Origin of the sequence: Amycolatopsis minnesotensis (assembly GCF_039529815.1) — a bacterium.
Classification (GTDB): Bacteria; Actinomycetota; Actinomycetes; order Mycobacteriales; family Pseudonocardiaceae; genus Amycolatopsis; species Amycolatopsis minnesotensis.
Window position 1 is genome coordinate 143,413 of sequence record NZ_BAAANN010000014.1, and the last position, 15,163, is coordinate 158,575.

At 70.1% G+C, this 15,163-nt stretch carries 11 protein-coding genes; 8 read left to right on the forward strand and 3 right to left on the reverse strand.

Annotation, left to right across the window (positions count from 1 at the left end):
* Window positions 1-224: 224 nt before the first annotated feature.
* The 3 genes from ABD256_RS19415 (at window position 225) to ABD256_RS19425 (ending at window position 5,536) form a co-directional block, all read left to right on the forward strand.
* The gene (locus tag ABD256_RS19415) at window positions 225-1,376 is read left to right on the forward strand and encodes an exonuclease SbcCD subunit D (RefSeq protein WP_344420308.1); all 1,152 of its coding nucleotides are present in this window, start codon (window positions 225-227) and stop codon (window positions 1,374-1,376) included.
* Window positions 1,373-4,333: an AAA family ATPase gene (locus ABD256_RS19420; protein ID WP_344420311.1), complete on the forward strand. Its 2,961-nt coding sequence runs from the start codon at window positions 1,373-1,375 to the stop codon at window positions 4,331-4,333. Before ABD256_RS19415 ends, ABD256_RS19420 begins: the two co-directional genes overlap by 4 nt.
* 324 nt (window positions 4,334-4,657) lie before the next feature.
* Window positions 4,658-5,536 carry a helix-turn-helix domain-containing protein gene (locus ABD256_RS19425; RefSeq protein WP_344420313.1) on the forward strand — a complete coding sequence of 293 codons (879 nt, stop codon included), beginning with the start codon at window positions 4,658-4,660 and terminating at the stop codon, window positions 5,534-5,536.
* A gap of 61 nt (window positions 5,537-5,597) precedes the next feature.
* On the opposite strand, the gene ABD256_RS19430 is transcribed toward ABD256_RS19425, so the two are convergent.
* Complete coding sequence (locus ABD256_RS19430) at window positions 5,598-5,816, reverse strand: DUF397 domain-containing protein (protein WP_344420316.1); 219 nt, start codon at window positions 5,814-5,816, stop codon at window positions 5,598-5,600.
* 183 nt (window positions 5,817-5,999) lie between these two features.
* Here ABD256_RS19430 and ABD256_RS19435 point away from each other — a divergent pair, with 183 nt between their 5' ends.
* The 4 genes from ABD256_RS19435 to ABD256_RS19450 are packed head-to-tail and all read left to right on the forward strand — an operon-like array spanning window position 6,000 to window position 11,539.
* A complete protein-coding gene (locus ABD256_RS19435) occupies window positions 6,000-6,923 on the forward strand; it encodes an AfsR/SARP family transcriptional regulator (RefSeq protein WP_344420319.1) in 924 nt (307 codons plus the stop codon).
* Complete coding sequence (locus ABD256_RS19440) at window positions 6,923-8,932, forward strand: hypothetical protein (RefSeq protein WP_344420322.1); 2,010 nt, start codon at window positions 6,923-6,925, stop codon at window positions 8,930-8,932. Before ABD256_RS19435 ends, ABD256_RS19440 begins: the two co-directional genes overlap by 1 nt.
* Window positions 8,929-10,155 carry a hypothetical protein gene (locus ABD256_RS19445; RefSeq protein ID WP_344420325.1) on the forward strand — a complete coding sequence of 409 codons (1,227 nt, stop codon included), beginning with the start codon at window positions 8,929-8,931 and terminating at the stop codon, window positions 10,153-10,155. Before ABD256_RS19440 ends, ABD256_RS19445 begins: the two co-directional genes overlap by 4 nt.
* On the forward strand, window positions 10,145-11,539 hold the full coding sequence (locus ABD256_RS19450; RefSeq protein WP_344420328.1) for a DUF4407 domain-containing protein: 1,395 nt from the start codon (window positions 10,145-10,147) through the stop codon (window positions 11,537-11,539). Before ABD256_RS19445 ends, ABD256_RS19450 begins: the two co-directional genes overlap by 11 nt.
* Here the strand turns inward: ABD256_RS19450 and ABD256_RS19455 are convergent.
* A complete protein-coding gene (locus ABD256_RS19455) occupies window positions 11,505-12,005 on the reverse strand; it encodes a methylated-DNA--[protein]-cysteine S-methyltransferase (protein WP_344420331.1) in 501 nt (166 codons plus the stop codon). The genes ABD256_RS19450 and ABD256_RS19455 overlap by 35 nt on opposite strands.
* Window positions 12,002-13,528, reverse strand: coding sequence for an AlkA N-terminal domain-containing protein (locus tag ABD256_RS19460; RefSeq protein WP_344420334.1), 1,527 nt, complete (start codon window positions 13,526-13,528; stop codon window positions 12,002-12,004). The genes ABD256_RS19455 and ABD256_RS19460 overlap by 4 nt, the downstream gene beginning before the upstream one ends.
* Before the next feature lie 108 nt (window positions 13,529-13,636).
* Between ABD256_RS19460 and ychF the strand changes: the two genes are divergently transcribed.
* Window positions 13,637-14,719: a redox-regulated ATPase YchF gene (ychF, locus tag ABD256_RS19465; protein ID WP_344420337.1), complete on the forward strand. Its 1,083-nt coding sequence runs from the start codon at window positions 13,637-13,639 to the stop codon at window positions 14,717-14,719.
* Window positions 14,720-15,163: the final 444 nt, after the last annotated feature.

Sequence of the window (15,163 nt, forward strand, 5' to 3'; positions counted from 1 at the left end):
TTCCCCGAAGGACGCCTTCGGGGAATCTGACGCCGCGTTCTCGGCCTTCACAGCGCGGGCGTGCGGAGGGCTGATGTCCTGAAGGTGCCCTTCGCGGCGTCAGCGCACTCGATCTCCGCGGCAGCATCCTTCAGGGACCCAGACGCCCCAACGGTTCCTCGTTCGAGTGACTGTAGCCGGGGGTGTGCGCGGAGTTGTCGGTGCGGGGCTCTAGCTTGGGCGGCGTGAGAGTCCTGCACACCTCCGACTGGCACGTCGGCCGCACCTTCCACGGCGCGGAACTCCTTGCCGACCAGGAGGCGATCCTGTCCCACCTCGCCGATCTCGTGGTCGACGAGGCGGTGGACGTCGTCGTCGTGCCCGGCGACATCTACGACCGCGCGGTCCCCTCGGCCGACGCGGTGCGCGTGGCCACCGCCGCGCTCGGCAGGCTGCGCGCGGCAGGCGCGCGACTGGTGCTCACCTCGGGAAACCACGATTCCGCGCCGCGCCTCGGCGCGTTCGCGGACTTCGCCGCCGCGGGCGGGCTCCACCTGCGCACCACCATCGCGCGGCTGCACGAGCCGGTGCTCGTCGAAGACCGGCACGGCACCGTCGCGTTCTACGGAATCCCTTACCTGGAGCCGGAACCGGCGCGGCACGCGCTCGGCGTGCCGGAGGCGCGCGGGCACACCGGCGTGCTCACCGAGGCCATGCGGCGGGTCCGCGAAGACCTGGCCGCTCGCGAGCCGGGTACGAGGTCCGTCGTTCTCGCGCACGCGTTCGTCACCGGTGGCGCGCCGAGCGAATCGGAGCGCACGATCGCGGTCGGCGGCGTCGAACAGGTGCCCGGGGCGGTGTTCGACGGCGTCGACTACGTCGCGCTCGGCCACCTGCACGGGCCGCAGGTGCTGGCGCCGCACCTGCGGTACTCGGGCAGCCCGCTCGCGTACTCGTTCCAGGAAGCCGCGCAGCGCAAGGCGGTCTGGCTCGTCGACATCGACGCGGACGGCCTCGGCGAGGTGCGCCGCCGCGAGCTGCCGGTGCCGAGACGGCTGGCGAAGGTCAGCGGCAAGCTCGACGAGCTGCTCGAGGAGCCCGTTTTCGAGCAGGTCGTGGAGTGCTACCTGTCGGTCACGCTGACCGACCGGGTCCGCCCGGTGGACGGAATGCGCTCTCTTCGGGCGCGCTTCCCACACGTTGTGCACCTCGACTGGCAGCCTGAGGGCGGCGGCACCACCACGGCGCTCCGGTACGCGAAGGCAGTACGCGGGCGATCGGACTCCGAGATCGCGGAGACCTTCCTCTCCGACACCCGGGGGGAGGTGCCCAACCACCGTGAACAGGACCTGCTCACGGAAGCGCTAGAGGCGTCGGGACGGGAAGAAGAGGAATGAGACTGCACCGGCTGGAGGTGGCGGCCTTCGGGCCCTATCCCGGTCACGAGGTCGTCGACTTCGACGCCCTCGGTGCGGACGGCCTGTTCCTGCTGCACGGCGACACCGGTGCGGGGAAGACGACCCTGCTCGATGCCATCGCGTTCGCGCTGTTCGGGGTCGTGCCCGGCGCGCGCGGCCAGGTGAAGCGCCTGCGCTGCGATCTCGCCACCGAGCACACGCCCACCGAGGTCGCGCTCGAGCTGACCGTGCAGGGCCACCGGTTCCGGCTGGTGCGCAGGCCGGAGTACCAGCGGCCGAAGCGGCGCGGCACCGGGACCACGACCGAGCACGCGAAGGCCTCGCTGACCTGGCTGGACGATCCGCCGCACGGCAGCGCGCCGGAGGGGCTGATCCGGATCGACGAGGTCGGCCGGACCGTGCAGGACCTGCTCGGCATGAGCGCCGAGCAGTTCTTCCAGGTCGTGCTGCTGCCGCAGGGCGAGTTCGCGCGGTTCCTGCGCGCCGAGACCACCGAGCGCGAGCAGCTGCTCGAGCGGCTGTTCGGCACCGAGCGCTTCGCCAAGGTGGAGCGCTGGTTCCGGGAACGGCGCACCCAGCGGGGCCGCGCGCTGGAGAACCAGCGGCAGTCCGTCCGGGAGTGGGTCGCCCGCCTCGCGCAGGCGGCGGGCCGGGAGATCCCGGACAACGCCGATTCCGAATGGGTGGCCGAACTGCTCAGCGTGGCGAAGGACGCGGTGTCCTCGGCGGAGCAGGCGGAAAGCCTGGCGAGGTCCAAGAGCAAGAAGGCCGACGAGCTGCTCGCCGTCCGGACCGATGCGGCGCGCCGGGTGGAGCGGGTGCGCGCGGCGCGGGCGAAGCTCACCGAACTGGAGGCGCGGCGCGAAGCGCGCGACGGCTGGGCGGCGCAGGTCGCGGCCGCGACGCGGGCGCTGCCGGTGCTCGACGAGGCCGGACGCGCGGCGCGGCTCGAAACGCAGGCGCGGCAAGCACTCGAGACCGAGAAACGGCGCGAGCAGGCTTTGACCGAGCTGGGTTTCGAGGAACACAGCGCCCCGCTCGAACGGCTGCGGGAGCTGGCGGGCGGCCTTCGCGAAGAAGCGGGTGCGCTCACCGGGCTCGTCGCCGAAGCCGATCGGCAGCGTGAGGACGAACGCGAGGTCGCGAGGCTCCAGCAGGTCGAGAAGACTTCCACGGGCGAGGCCGCCGAAGTGGCCGCGCAGCTTGAGGCGTCGCCCGCGAAGCTGACCGCGCTGCGCGAGCGGTGGATCGCGGCAGGCGAAGCCGAAGCCAAGCTCGAAGGCGTTCGGGCGAAGGAAACCGAGCTGGCCGGTTTGGTCGCCGACGCCGCGAAGCTGCCTGGCGCGCAGGCGAGTCTGACCACCGCCCAGGAGGCGCTGCGCGCCGCCGTCGATCGGCATCAGACCGCACGGGAGCACCGCCTGCGGCTGCGCGAACTGCGGCTGGACGGCATGGCCGCCGAGCTGGCGCGCGGCCTCCAGCCCGGCCAGGACTGCCCGGTCTGCGGTTCCGCCGAGCATCCCGCGCCCGCCGCCCCGTCCGGCGACCAGGTCGACGAGCGGCAGGAAAACCTCGCCGACCAGGCAGAAGCGCGCGCGGAAGCCGCCCGTGCCAAGGCCGAGGCCGCGAAGACCGAAGCCGAGCACGCGGTGGCCGTGCTGCACGAGCGGCTGCGCGCGCAGTCGCCGGACGAGCTGACCGCGGCGCACGCGAAGGCCAAGACCGAGGCAGGGGAACTGGCCGGGCTCGCGAAGGACAAGACGCGGCTGGCCGAGCTGATCACCACGACCGAGGCCGAAGCCGAGCGGCTGTCGGCCCGGCGCCGTGCCGTGGACGGCGCGGTGGCGACGGCCCGAGCCGAACGCGAAGCGTTGGCCACGACGATCGCCGAGCGCCGCGAACGCCTCGAAACCGCACGGGGTGAGCATCGCGATGTCGCCGCACGCCGAGCGCACCTGACCGGCGTGGTGGGCGCGCTCGACGCGCTCGCCGAAGCCCGCACCAGCAGGCTCGCCGCCGAGGAACGCCTCGACGAGCAGCGCGCCGTCGTGCGCGCCGCGCTGGAAAAGGCGGAGTTCTCCGGTGTCGAGGACGTCCAGGCGGCCGCGAGGTCCGCGGAGGCGATCGCCGATCTCGAAAAGCGCATCAGCGAGTTCGCCGCCGAGGAAGCGCGAGCGCGCGGAGTGCTCGCCGAACCCGAACTCGCCGGCGTGGCACCGGAAACCGAAGTGGACGTCGAGGCGGCGCGCGAGGCCGCGGCCGAGGCGCGCGAGGCGGCGCGAGCGGCGTTCGCGATCCTCGAAGCCGCGACAGCGCGTTCGACGGAGCTGTCGACGCTGACCGAGAAGCTGGAGTTCACGCTCGACGAGCTGGCGCCCGCCGAAGCCGAGTTCGCCGAGCTGGACGCGCTCACCGACGTCGTCAACGGCAGGGGGCAGAACGCGCGCCGGATGTCACTGCGCTCGTACGTGCTCGCCGCCAGGCTCGAAGAAGTCGCGCTCGCGGCCACCGCGCGCCTGCGCTCGATGAGCCAGGGCCGGTACTCGTTCGTGCACTCGGACGCGGCGGGCTCGCGGGGCACGCGCGGCGGCCTCGGCCTAGACGTCCTCGACGACTACTCGGGCGCTGTCCGGCCCGCGAAAACGTTGTCGGGCGGCGAATCCTTCCTCGCCTCGCTCGCGCTGGCGCTCGGCCTCGCCGACGTCGTCGCGGCCGAAACCGGCGGCGCGCTGCTCGACACCCTGTTCGTCGACGAAGGCTTCGGCACGCTCGACGCGGAGACGCTCGACCAGGTCATGAACATCCTGGACGAGCTGCGCGCCGGCGGCCGGGTCGTCGGCCTGGTCTCGCACGTGGAAGAACTGCGGCAGCGGATCCCGACCCGCCTGCGCGTGCACAAGGCCCGCAGCGGCTCAAGCGTCGCCCTCGTGGCCTGAACGGGCGGACGCGGGTCAGTAAGCCAGCAGCGCACCCAGTACGAGGCCGAGTACGAAGGCGGCGGCGATGAGCTTGCCGACGAGCGAGACGCTGCACATGATCCGCATCGAGACCCTCCTCCGATGAATCATAGCGAATCAAATCAGATCGTAGTGAAAATTCTGAGCTGAGAGTGACAAGATCGCTGCCTTGAGTACACGGCAGGAGGATGCCAGGGCCAAGCGGTGTAACCCGTTAGGCTTGACGAGTGACGACAACCCTGGTTCACTCTGAATCGTACCGGGTCACGCATGACCGATGGGTGACGGAAAGCGTGTGGAGCTATGGATATCGCCGCGGGTGACAGGGAGCCGGTGTCGGCGGGCAGGCAGGCGCTCGCGGCCGAGCTCCGGCGGCTGCGCGATCTCGAAGGGAGGTCCGGTCGCGATCTCGCGAGCCGGATCGGCATCAGCCAGTCGAAGGTGTCGCGGATCGAGTCCGGCAGCACGGTCCCGTCCCTGCCGGAAGTGATCGCCTGGGGAAAGGAACTCGGAGTGTCGGTTGACGTTCAGGAGAAGCTGGTTTCGCTGACCGAGGCGGCCTACACCGAGGTACACCCCTGGCGGGCCGCCCTGCAGCGGCGCGGCCACCTTCAGGACGATATCCAGGAGCAGGAGTCCACGGCGCGCGCGGTGCACGTGTTCCAGCCCTCCGTGGTGCCCGGCCTCCTGCAGACCGCCGAGTACGCCAGGAAGGTGTGCTCGCTGTTTCAAGTGCCCTACTCGCCGGACGACCTGACGGCCGCCGTGGCGTCGCGGCTGCACCGGCAACTCGCGCTCTACGAGCCGGAGCGGAGGTTCGAATTCCTGATCACCGAGGCGGCGCTGCGCTGGCGCCCTGGGCCGCCGCGGCTGCTGCTGGCCCAGCTCGACCGGATCGCCTCGGTGAGCACGCTGGAGAACGTGTCCATCGGGCTCATCCCGCACGACGTCGAGGCCGTCACGTTCACGTCGCACGGTTTCGTCGTCTACGACGGTGACGACGAGGAACAGGACGCCACCGTGTCAGTCGAAACCATTCACGCCAAGGTGACCGTCAACGCCCCGGAGGGCATCGAACTCTACCGCCAACGGTGGCTGCTGCTCCGCCAGATGGCGGTTTTCGGCGACGAGGCACGCCGGTTCCTCGGCGGGCTGACCACCGAGATCACCGCCGCCGGATGACCGGCGCGGGTGGTGCCGCGGCCGATCGGCCGCGACACCACCCGGTCGTCCAACGGGGTCGCTAGCCGAGATCGAACTCGCCGGCCAGCACCCCGCCCACGAACGCGTCCCACTCCCGGGGAGTGAACCTCAGTACCGGGCCGTCGGGATCCTTGGAATCGCGCATCAGCACCAAGCCGCCGGCGGCAGCCACCTCGACGCAGTCGCCGCCTTCGCTGTAGGTGCTTTTCCGGAACGGAAGGGTGTTGCGCGGGCTTCGGTTCGCATTCGTATCAAACATTGTTTTCTCCCGTCTTTTCCCGACGGCCCGTTGCCGTCGTGACGAGATCCAGAATTGACCTCCCCGCTGGCGAAACACCCGGTGATCAAGTGGGTGCGGAGGTGGGTGGAACTGGGTCACCCACTGGGCACGGCGCTGCCGGAAACGAAGTACCACCAATCCATGGAACCGGAAGGTGTCACGATGACCAAGGAGATTGCGGCCGTACCACCCGAATCTGTGCGATTCCACCTACTTGGCCCTATTGCGGCGAACAAGGACGGCGACCCGGTGGACCTCGGCGCCAAGCGCGAGCGTCGCCTTCTTGTCGCCCTTTTGTCCGCTGCCGGGCGCAGGGTGTCCAGAACCGAATTGGTCGAATGGGTGTGGGACGACGTGCCCGCGGATCCGACGCGTGCGCTGTACGAAGTGGTCAGTGATCTTCGCCGGAAGTGCCTGGACGCCCTCGGGCTCGAACTGGCCGCGAAGGACGGCTGGTACCGATTGGACGTCCTCCCGGAATGTGTTGACGTGAACCGGTTCCGCGCGCTGATCGCACGTGCGCTGGAGTCCGCGGACGAGGACAGGCTCCCGCTGCTGGAAGAGGCGCTCCGGCTCCGGCGCGGCGTGCCGTTGACCGGACTGGACGGTCGCCGGATCGAGGCGTACCGGCACACGCTCGTCGACGACCTCCGCACCGTGGAGGTGCTCATCAGCCAGTCCGACATCAGGCGTGGCCGGGGCGAGGCGCGCGTTCCGCTCCTCAAGCGCCTCGTGCGGGAGCGCCCCGACGACTCCAGGACCGTCGGTCTGCTCATGTACGTCCTGCACCGGCTCGGCAGCACCGCCGAGGCGATCGCGGCCTACCACGGGCACAGGGACCGGCTCGCGGCGAACGGCGCCAAGGTGCCGCAGTCGTTGCGGGAGCTCCACGTGCGCATCGCGCGCGGCGATCGCGATCTCAGCCCGGAAGCCGACGTGTTCCTCGGCGGGCGGGAAATCCCGTCTCCGTCGAGCGCCCAGGACGACGACCGGGAACCGGATCGATCGGCGCGGGTGGTCAACACCATTCACGCGCCGGTCACCGGTGAAAACATCGTGTTCGGCATCCAGAACCAGGTCCGCTGATGCCGGAGGACGTCGAGCAGGCGGAGGCGGAGCCCGCCACGGAAAAGCCTGCCGCTACGACCTTCGACGCCGAAACGGTCAACTGGGTCCAGAACGAGTTCCCGTCGGCCATGTACATCCAGAAGGCGTTGTTCGGGGTCGAGAACGAGTGCTCGGCCCATCGCGTGCGGACCGACTCCGGCAAGATCACCGATGCCGATGTGGCCGACGCGATTTCGTCGTACATCACCCCTGGCACTTTCGCCGAAGCGCGGCTCGCGCTTTCGCGTGACCGCGTCGTGGTGCTCTACGGCCCGGCGGACATCGGCAAGCGGGCGTCGGCGATCGCGTTGCTGCGCGAGGTGACCGATCGGCCGCTGTTCCGCCTCGCGCCCAGCGTGAGCGTGCACCAGCTCGCGGAACGCAAATACGACGCCGGGCTCGGCGTCGCGGTGATCGACCACCTGCCCGAACAGGTCGACGACGGCGACTTCGACTGGCAGGTGCTCCGGGACCGGCTGGCCGATTCCGGGGCGTACCTCGTTCTCACGATGGCGAACAAGCCGGAAGCGGCCGCCGACGCGGTCCAGTGCGTGCCGTGGGCTCGCCCCGATCTCACGCGCGTCCTGCGGGCCCGGATGTCGGTCCCGCCGTCGACCGTTCAGCTCAGCGCGCTGGCGGAATCGCTGGCCGGTTCGCCCGCGATCCGCGACGTCGTCGAGCTGGCGGGGCGGTTGGAGGCGGGAGAGCCGGTGGACAGGGCCGTCGGGCATTTCGACCTCACCGTGCTGAAGACCGTGACCGCGTGGTTCGACGAAAAGCCGAGCAGGCGGGCGATTCTCGAAGTCACGACGCTCGCTTTCGCGGCGGGGGCGGGCGAGCGCGACTTCGAAGCGACGCTGACCGCGCTCGAAGGGCATCTCGGCAAGCATCTGCCGGAGCCGGTCCCCACCGACGACGTGCCCGCGGAAGTGAGCCTGCCGCAACGGCGGCACGGCCTGACCGGCCCCGGTGGCCTGATCGTGCGGCGGACCGTCAACTCGGCCTTCGGCACCAGGGGCGAGCTGGTGTTCTCCACCCCCGCCTGCCACCGGCACGTCCTGCGCACGCTGTGGGACCGCATGGAGGTCGGGTTCTGGGACGCGGTCCGCGCCTGGCTCGACGAACGAGTCGTGCGCGGGAGCTGGCGGATGACCGGCGGGTTGGCGACGCTCGCGGAGTTCGCCTTCGGCGAGGTGCACGACCTGCTCGATTCGTGGGCGAGCGGTTCGCGTGGCAGGGCGGGCCAGCGGGCCGCCGTTCTCGTCGTGTCGGCGATGGTCTACCGCGACGAGCTGGCGCCCGCGGCGTTGCGGATCGCGCGATGGTGGAGCGGCGGCGGTGCCGCGAGGCGGTGGACGGCGGCCTTGATCCTCAGCGGTGACCTCGCCATCCGCTACCCCCTCGAAGCCGTCAGCCGGTTGTGGCGGCTGTGCGCGGAAGGGCCCACCGGCAAGGGAAACGCGACCGTCGCGTTCGGCACGCTCTTCGTCACCCTGACCAGGGGCACCGGTGACGCCGGAGTCGTGCTCAGGACGCTCACCGCGAAGCTGAACCGGTTCGACGGGACGGGCGGCAACGTGGTGCTGCGCTCCGTGGCGGTTTCGGCGACGCTGGCCGTCCTCTCCGCACGGGAGTGGCCCGAGGGCCGCCACGCGTTCCTGATATTCCTCGGGCGCCATCCCGGACGCGTCGACGAGGTCGCCAGGCTCTGGGCGGTGGTGCTGCGGTACCGGCCGACCCGCCTGCGCGCCTTGGTCGCGTTGCGGGCGGCGCTCACCCATCTCGCGGAGCACGCCGCCGACGCCACCGAGCGCGTGGCGCGGCTCGGCACCGCGCTCGGCGCGGAACTGACGCAGTCCGATCGCATCCTGTTCCAGGTCGATCTGCTCCGCGTGGCCGGCCGCGCGACCGACGCGGTGACAGCGTTGCTCAACGCGTTCCTCACCGCGCTGAGTCCCAACAACCCAGCACGGAAGGAACTCCGATGAACCAGGCGTACCCCGTCGTCGAACAGTGCCCCCTCGAGCCGGTGCCGCCGAGGCGGGTGCTCGGGCCGAGGCGCACCAGGACCGTGGACGAGATTCCGCGGAGCAGTGCCAACCAGCGGCTCGTCTACCGGGTCGCCGGCGATTTCGTGCTGGACAATTCGGCTCTCCCGTTGAACTCCCCGACGGTGCTCGGCGCCGACCACGTGAGTGTGGTCGACGTCTCCCGCGAGTGCGAAGTGCTGGCCCAGCTCGACATTCCCTCCGCCGATGCCGATTCGTTCACGATGCAGGCCACGTTCGTCTGCACCGTGACCGATCCCATCGCCGTGGTGCGGGAGGGGCCGAGCAAGGTCGAAACGGCACTGCGGGCCTATCTCAAGGGGCACCACCGCATTTTCGAGCTGGGGCTGGACTACCGGCTCGGCGATATCAACGAAGCGAGGCGGAAGCTCAACGCGCAGGTGAAGGCGTTCACCACGATTTCGCCGCCGGAGTTCCTCGGGCTGTCGGCGGAACTGACCAGCGTCGAGGTCCGCACCCCGGAGGAGCTGGCGAAGTTCCAGCAGTCGCTACGGGAGCAGGAACAGCGGCACGTGATCGACTTCAAACTGCAGGAGGGCCGCCACCACCTGCACCGCGACGAGACCGAGTACGAGCAGCGCATGGCGGCCAGGTCCCAGCGGCACCAGTTCGACCTGGACGCCAACCAGCGCCAGTACGACCGCTACCAGTACCGGGAGCACGCCGGGGCGGTCGGCAGCGATCCGCTGAGCAGCCTGACCTATGCCTATTCCATCGGCAAGCTGGACGCCAAGGAGTTCGCCGAGGAGTTGCTGCGGCGGGACCAGGAGCGACTGGAGACCTCGCGCACCGACGAGCGCAGGCGCCTGGAATGGGAACGCGAGGACATCCGCGCACAGCGTGAAATCGAGCGTGACGAACGGAAGCGCGGCCTCGACTGGCGGCGGGAGGATGCCAAGCTCGATCGGCAGGACCGGCGCCGTCAGCTCGAAGCCAAGATCGAAATCATTCGCGATCTCGCCCAGCGCGGTTTCCTGGACACGGCGAACGTCGATCTGGAGAACGTGGTCAACGCGATGGTGACCGGCGGGACGGAGTTCGAGGCGGATCGGGCCGACGTCGCCGAGATAGCGCCGCCGGCGGACGGTGCCCGGGGTGAGCGCGGCGACGACGTGGAAATGAGGGAAGAGGATGTCCACTGACACCGCCGGCCCCGCCTCGCCGGTGCCCGTCCGGTCGTCGCTGCCGAACGACGCCCCGGTCGGGCTGTACCGGCCGGTTGAACCGAACCGCGGTGGTGGCAGGTGGCTGCGGTCGATCATCGGGATCAAGGAGGACATCCTCGACTGGGCCCCGGAAGAGCGGCCGCGGTACAGCAGGCTGGGCGCGATCGTGCTCAACACCGGGGTGCTGGCCGGCCTTTCGCTGCTGGTCGCGTTGAGCGGGGTGGTGGGCGGGGCGTGGTGGGCGCTGCTTCCGGTGGGCGTTCTCTGGGGCTACCTGATCATGACCTTCGACAGCTGGTTGATCGCCAGCACGCACGGTGCGTTGACCGTCTCCAAGGCGAAGCTGTTCGTGCCGCGCATCGCGATTTCGGTGCTGCTGGGCGTGGCGATCGCGGAACCGCTCGTGCTGTGGGTGTTCAGCCCGTCGATCCACAACGAGATCGCGGAGCACCGCAAATCGGAGATCGAAGGCTACGAAGGCAAGTTGAAGAGCTGCAACCCCGTCACCGGTGCGGCACCGTCCGGTTCGGACTGTGGCGGGTTCCGCGTGAACGTCAAGGACAGCGCGCAGTCGGTCGAAGCGCAGTTCGACGCGGCGGTGCGGTTGCGGGACCAGGCGAGGGGCGCGATCGGCGAGCTGGACCGCAGGCAGGCGGAGCTGGAGAACCTGGCACGTGACGAATGCGCGGGCAGGGCGGGCACCGGCTTGAGCGGGGTGCCCGGCGTCGGCGGCGAATGCAGGCGCAATCGGGAAAAGGCCGATCAGTTCCGTGCCGACAACCAGGTCGACAAGCAGCACGCCGATCTGGTCGGGCTGGAAAAGGAGACCGTCGACCTGACCGGGCGGCTGGCACAGGCGCGCGCGGTCGGCGGCCAGCAGATCAGCCAGGCGATCGCGGACAAGGTCGCCGGGAAGAAGGCTGATCTCACCGATCGTGGCATCCTCGACGAAATCGACGCACTGGGACGGATTTCCGCGGACAGCCCGGTCGTTTCGATCGCGGGCTGGGTGCTGAGGCTGCTGCTGATCGCGGTCGACTGCCTGCCGGTGCTCGGCAAGCTCATGGGCGGCACCACGACCTACGACATCCTCGTGTCCAGGCAGCTCGAGACAGCAAAACGCCTGCACGACAAGAACATCGCGCTGTACGAGCGCAACGACACCGTCGACCTCGACATTCTGCTGCAGCGGGCCGAAAAGAAGCTGCGCGCGAAATCGGGTGACCTTGACCAGGACGAACGCCTGGCCAGGGCGAGGAGCAGGACGGACCGGGCCGCGCAGATCGATCAGCTCGCCGCGGAGCTGGAGAACTCGAAGGACGCGTTCACGCCGCTTCGTGGGCCAGTAGCCAGCGCTTGACGTCCACGCCCCAGCGGAAGCCGCCCATGGCGCCGCCGGTGCGCACCACGCGATGGCACGGCACGAACAGCGCCGCCGCGTTGCGGGCGCAGGCCGTCGCCGCCGCGCGGACCGCGGCAGGACGGCCCGCGAGCGCGGCGTAGTCGGCGTAGCTCACCGGTTCGCCTGCCCGCACCGTGCGCAGGACTTCCCAGGCGTGCTGGCGGAAGTCGCCGGAGCGCTGGCGGACCTCGATGCCGTCGACCGCGTCGAGCACGCCGGCGTGGTACTGGCGGACGGCCTTGCTGACCGGCCCGAGATCACGCCTCTCCCGCAGTTCGCCCGGTGCGACCGCGGGTGAGATCAGCGGGGTCAGCTCGTCGACGTCCTTCGTCCAGCCGGAGGCGAGCACGGCGCCGTCGGTGGCGACGACGGCCGTGAACGGGCCGATCTTGGTGTCCATTGTGGACCAGTGCGCGATGCTCATGCGGAGGCTCCTCGGTCGGCGGCGTGCCACAGGTACATGCCGGCGTAGGTGCGCCACGGCCGCCAGGCCAGGGCGTGTTCGGTGAGATCGGTGATACCCAGCGCGGCGGCTCCGTTTCGGAGCACGAGGTCGCCGGAGAGCAGGATGTCGGGGCTGCCGAGCACCCGCATGAGCGCGTAGTCGGCCGTCCACGGCCCGATTCCGGGCAGGGCGAGCAGTTCGGCGCGCAGGTCGCCGGGGTCGCGTCCGATGTGGACATCGGCCTTCCCGGAGGCGAGCGCGTCGGCGACGGTGATGATCGCGTCGATCCGGCGCCGCGGCCCGCGCAGCACCTCCCTGCCGCGCTCCGCGATCGCTTCGGGCGTGGGGAACAGCGTGGTCAGCGTGCACTCGCCCGGCCACGGCAGCGTGCCGCCGAGTTCGGCGGTGAGCTTCCCGGCCGCGGTGCGGGCGGCGGCGACCGAGATCTGCTGGCCGAGCATCGCCCTGGTCACCAGCTCCGCCCCGTCGACGGCACCGGGTGCCCTGATGCCCGGCACCTCTTCGACGACGGGCGCGAGCGCCGGGTCGGCGGACAGCACGTGGCGGACGCCTTCGGGGTCCGCGTCGAGATCGAGCAGGCGGCGGATCCTGGCGACCGCGCTGCTGAGGTCGCGGACGTCGGACAGCCGCAGAGCACAGCGGAAATGGCCGTCCGCGGGCGAAAGCCACGCCGTCCCGGCGCCGTGCGGGAGCCGGAGCGTGCGGCCGTAGCCGGTGATCCGGCCGCTTTCGGTGGTGATGTTCTCGACGCCGGGCACGGCACGCGCCGCGAAGAACCGGAGCAGGCCGTCCGAGTCGAACGGCGGCCGGTACGGCAGCCGCAGCGTCAGCCTCGCGCCGGTGTTCCCGGCCTCCGCCTCGGCGGAGCCCGCGCGCCGCCGTGCCTTCGCGGCGGCCGCGCGGAGGTGCGACGGCGTCGTCGCGAACACCTCGCGGATCGTGTCGTTGAACTGGCGGACGCTGGCGAACCCGGCGGCGAACGCCACGTCGGTCAGCGGGAGCTCGGACATCTCGATGAGCAGGCGCGCCGAGTGCGCGCGATGCGCCCGCGCCAGCGCGAGCGGCCCGGCGCCGAGTTCGCTGGTCAGGACCCGGCCGAGCTGGCGTTCCGAATAGCCGAGCTGCCGTGCGAGCCCTGGCACGCCTTCGCGTTCGACCGCCCCGTCGGAGATCAGCCGCATCGCGCGCGCGGCGAGATCGGCGCGGACGTTCCACTCGGGGGAGCCGGGCACCGCGTCGGGCAGGCAGCGGCGGCACGCGCGGTAGCCGCCCGCCTGCGCGGCGGCCGAGGTCGGGTAGAAGGTCACGTTCGCGGACTTCGGGGTGACCGCGGGGCACGACGGGCGGCAGTAGATGCCGGTGGTGCGGACGGCCATGATGAACTGCCCGTCGAAGCGCGAGTCGCGAGCCGTGACGGCGCGATAGCACCGTTCGGTGTCACGCCAGACGCCCTGGTCACGGGGGATGGTCAGCTCGGTCATGGGCTCGATACTGCCACCGGAACCCGGCCGGTACTGGCGGGAATCCGCCATGGCGCTGCGGTGCCCGCCCGCCGTCGGCACCGGGGCGGCCACGTAGACTTCGCGGCCGTGAGTCTCACCCTCGGCATCGTCGGTCTGCCCAACGTCGGCAAGTCCACCCTGTTCAACGCGCTGACGCGCAACGACGTGCTCGCCGCGAACTACCCGTTCGCCACGATCGAGCCCAACGTCGGCGTCGTGCCGCTGCCCGACGCCCGGCTGGACAAGCTCGCCGAGGTGTTCAGCTCGGCGAAGACGGTCCCGGCGGTGGTGTCGTTCGTCGACATCGCGGGCATCGTGAAGGGCGCGTCCGAGGGCGCGGGCCTCGGCAACAAGTTCCTCGCGAACATCCGCGAGGCCAACGCGATCTGCCAGGTCATCCGCGTGTTCGACGACCCGGACGTGGTGCACGTCGACGGGCACATCGACCCGATGAGCGATATCGAGACGATCAACACCGAGCTCATCCTCGCCGACCTGCAGACGCTGGAGAAGGCGGTCTGGCGGCTCGAAAAGGAAGCGCGTACGAAGAAGGAAGCCAAGCCCGCGCTCGACGCGGCGCAGAAGGCCAAGGCGATCCTCGACAGCGGCCGCACCCTCTTCTCGGCGCAGAAGGAGGTCGACGTCGAACTGCTTCGCGAGCACAGCCTGCTCACCACGAAGCCGTTCCTGTACGTGTTCAACGCCGACGAAGGCGTGCTCACCGACGCCGCCCGCCGCGACGAACTCACGAAGCTCGTCGCGCCGGCCGACGCCGTGTTCCTGGACGCCAAGGTCGAAGCCGAACTGCTGGAACTCGACGACGAGGAGTCGGTGCGCGAACTGCTCGAATCGGTCGGGCAGGAGGAACCGGGCCTCTACTCGCTCGCGCGCGCCGGTTTCCACACGCTGGGCCTGCAGACCTACCTGACCGCGGGCCCGAAGGAATCGCGCGCCTGGACCATCCCGCAGGGCGCCACCGCCCCGCAGGCCGCAGGCGTCATCCACACCGACTTCGAACGCGGCTTCATCAAGGCGGAGGTCGTCTCGTACGACGACCTGATCGAAGCGGGCTCCATGACGGCGGCCCGCTCGGCGGGCAAGGTCCGCATGGAAGGCAAGGACTACCTCATGGCCGACGGCGACGTAGTCGAGTTCAGGTTCAATGTGTAAGAATTCCGTCTGACCAAGGCCGCACGCGTAGGGCTCGTCGAATCACGGCAGCCGGTGTCCGTACTGGGTGAGCATCGATGCGCGTCCGGGCTTCTGGCAGCAACCCGAGCGCTCATGACCTATGACCGCCGGAATGTGGTCGAGTTCCGCTTCAACGCCTGCCGGTGCGAGGTGACCAGTTGGTACCGCTCGGTTGCGCTGGCATTGGAAAGCCATAGCCAGTGCGACGACGGTCGTGCCCGCGACCGTGCAGTTCACCGGAGACAGCTCCAGTGGCCCGGTTACCTGGGTTCTTCAGTCCGACTGGGCGGAACTCCTGTTCGTTTCTTGGGCGCGGGTAAGGCATCCCGAGCATCCACCGCTGGTGGGCGGCGGCTGGCTGCCACCAGGATGGGTGGAACACGCGCATTTTCATCAACGCCTCCGCGAATCGGCACTGGGAAT

Excerpts from the sequence above, each read along its gene's own strand:
- ABD256_RS19440 (WP_344420322.1), top strand. The coding sequence starts at position 6,923 with ATGCCGGAGGACGTCGAGCAGGCGGAGGCGGAGCCCGCCACGGAAAAG.
- ABD256_RS19450 (WP_344420328.1), top strand. The coding sequence starts at position 10,145 with ATGTCCACTGACACCGCCGGCCCCGCCTCGCCGGTGCCCGTCCGGTCG.
- ABD256_RS19430 (WP_344420316.1), bottom strand. The coding sequence starts at position 5,816 with ATGTTTGATACGAATGCGAACCGAAGCCCGCGCAACACCCTTCCGTTC.
- ABD256_RS19425 (WP_344420313.1), top strand. The coding sequence starts at position 4,658 with ATGGATATCGCCGCGGGTGACAGGGAGCCGGTGTCGGCGGGCAGGCAG.
- ABD256_RS19455 (WP_344420331.1), bottom strand. The coding sequence starts at position 12,005 with ATGAGCATCGCGCACTGGTCCACAATGGACACCAAGATCGGCCCGTTC.
- ABD256_RS19460 (WP_344420334.1), bottom strand. The coding sequence starts at position 13,528 with ATGACCGAGCTGACCATCCCCCGTGACCAGGGCGTCTGGCGTGACACC.
- ABD256_RS19435 (WP_344420319.1), top strand. The coding sequence starts at position 6,000 with ATGACCAAGGAGATTGCGGCCGTACCACCCGAATCTGTGCGATTCCAC.
- ABD256_RS19420 (WP_344420311.1), top strand. The coding sequence starts at position 1,373 with ATGAGACTGCACCGGCTGGAGGTGGCGGCCTTCGGGCCCTATCCCGGT.
- ABD256_RS19445 (WP_344420325.1), top strand. The coding sequence starts at position 8,929 with ATGAACCAGGCGTACCCCGTCGTCGAACAGTGCCCCCTCGAGCCGGTG.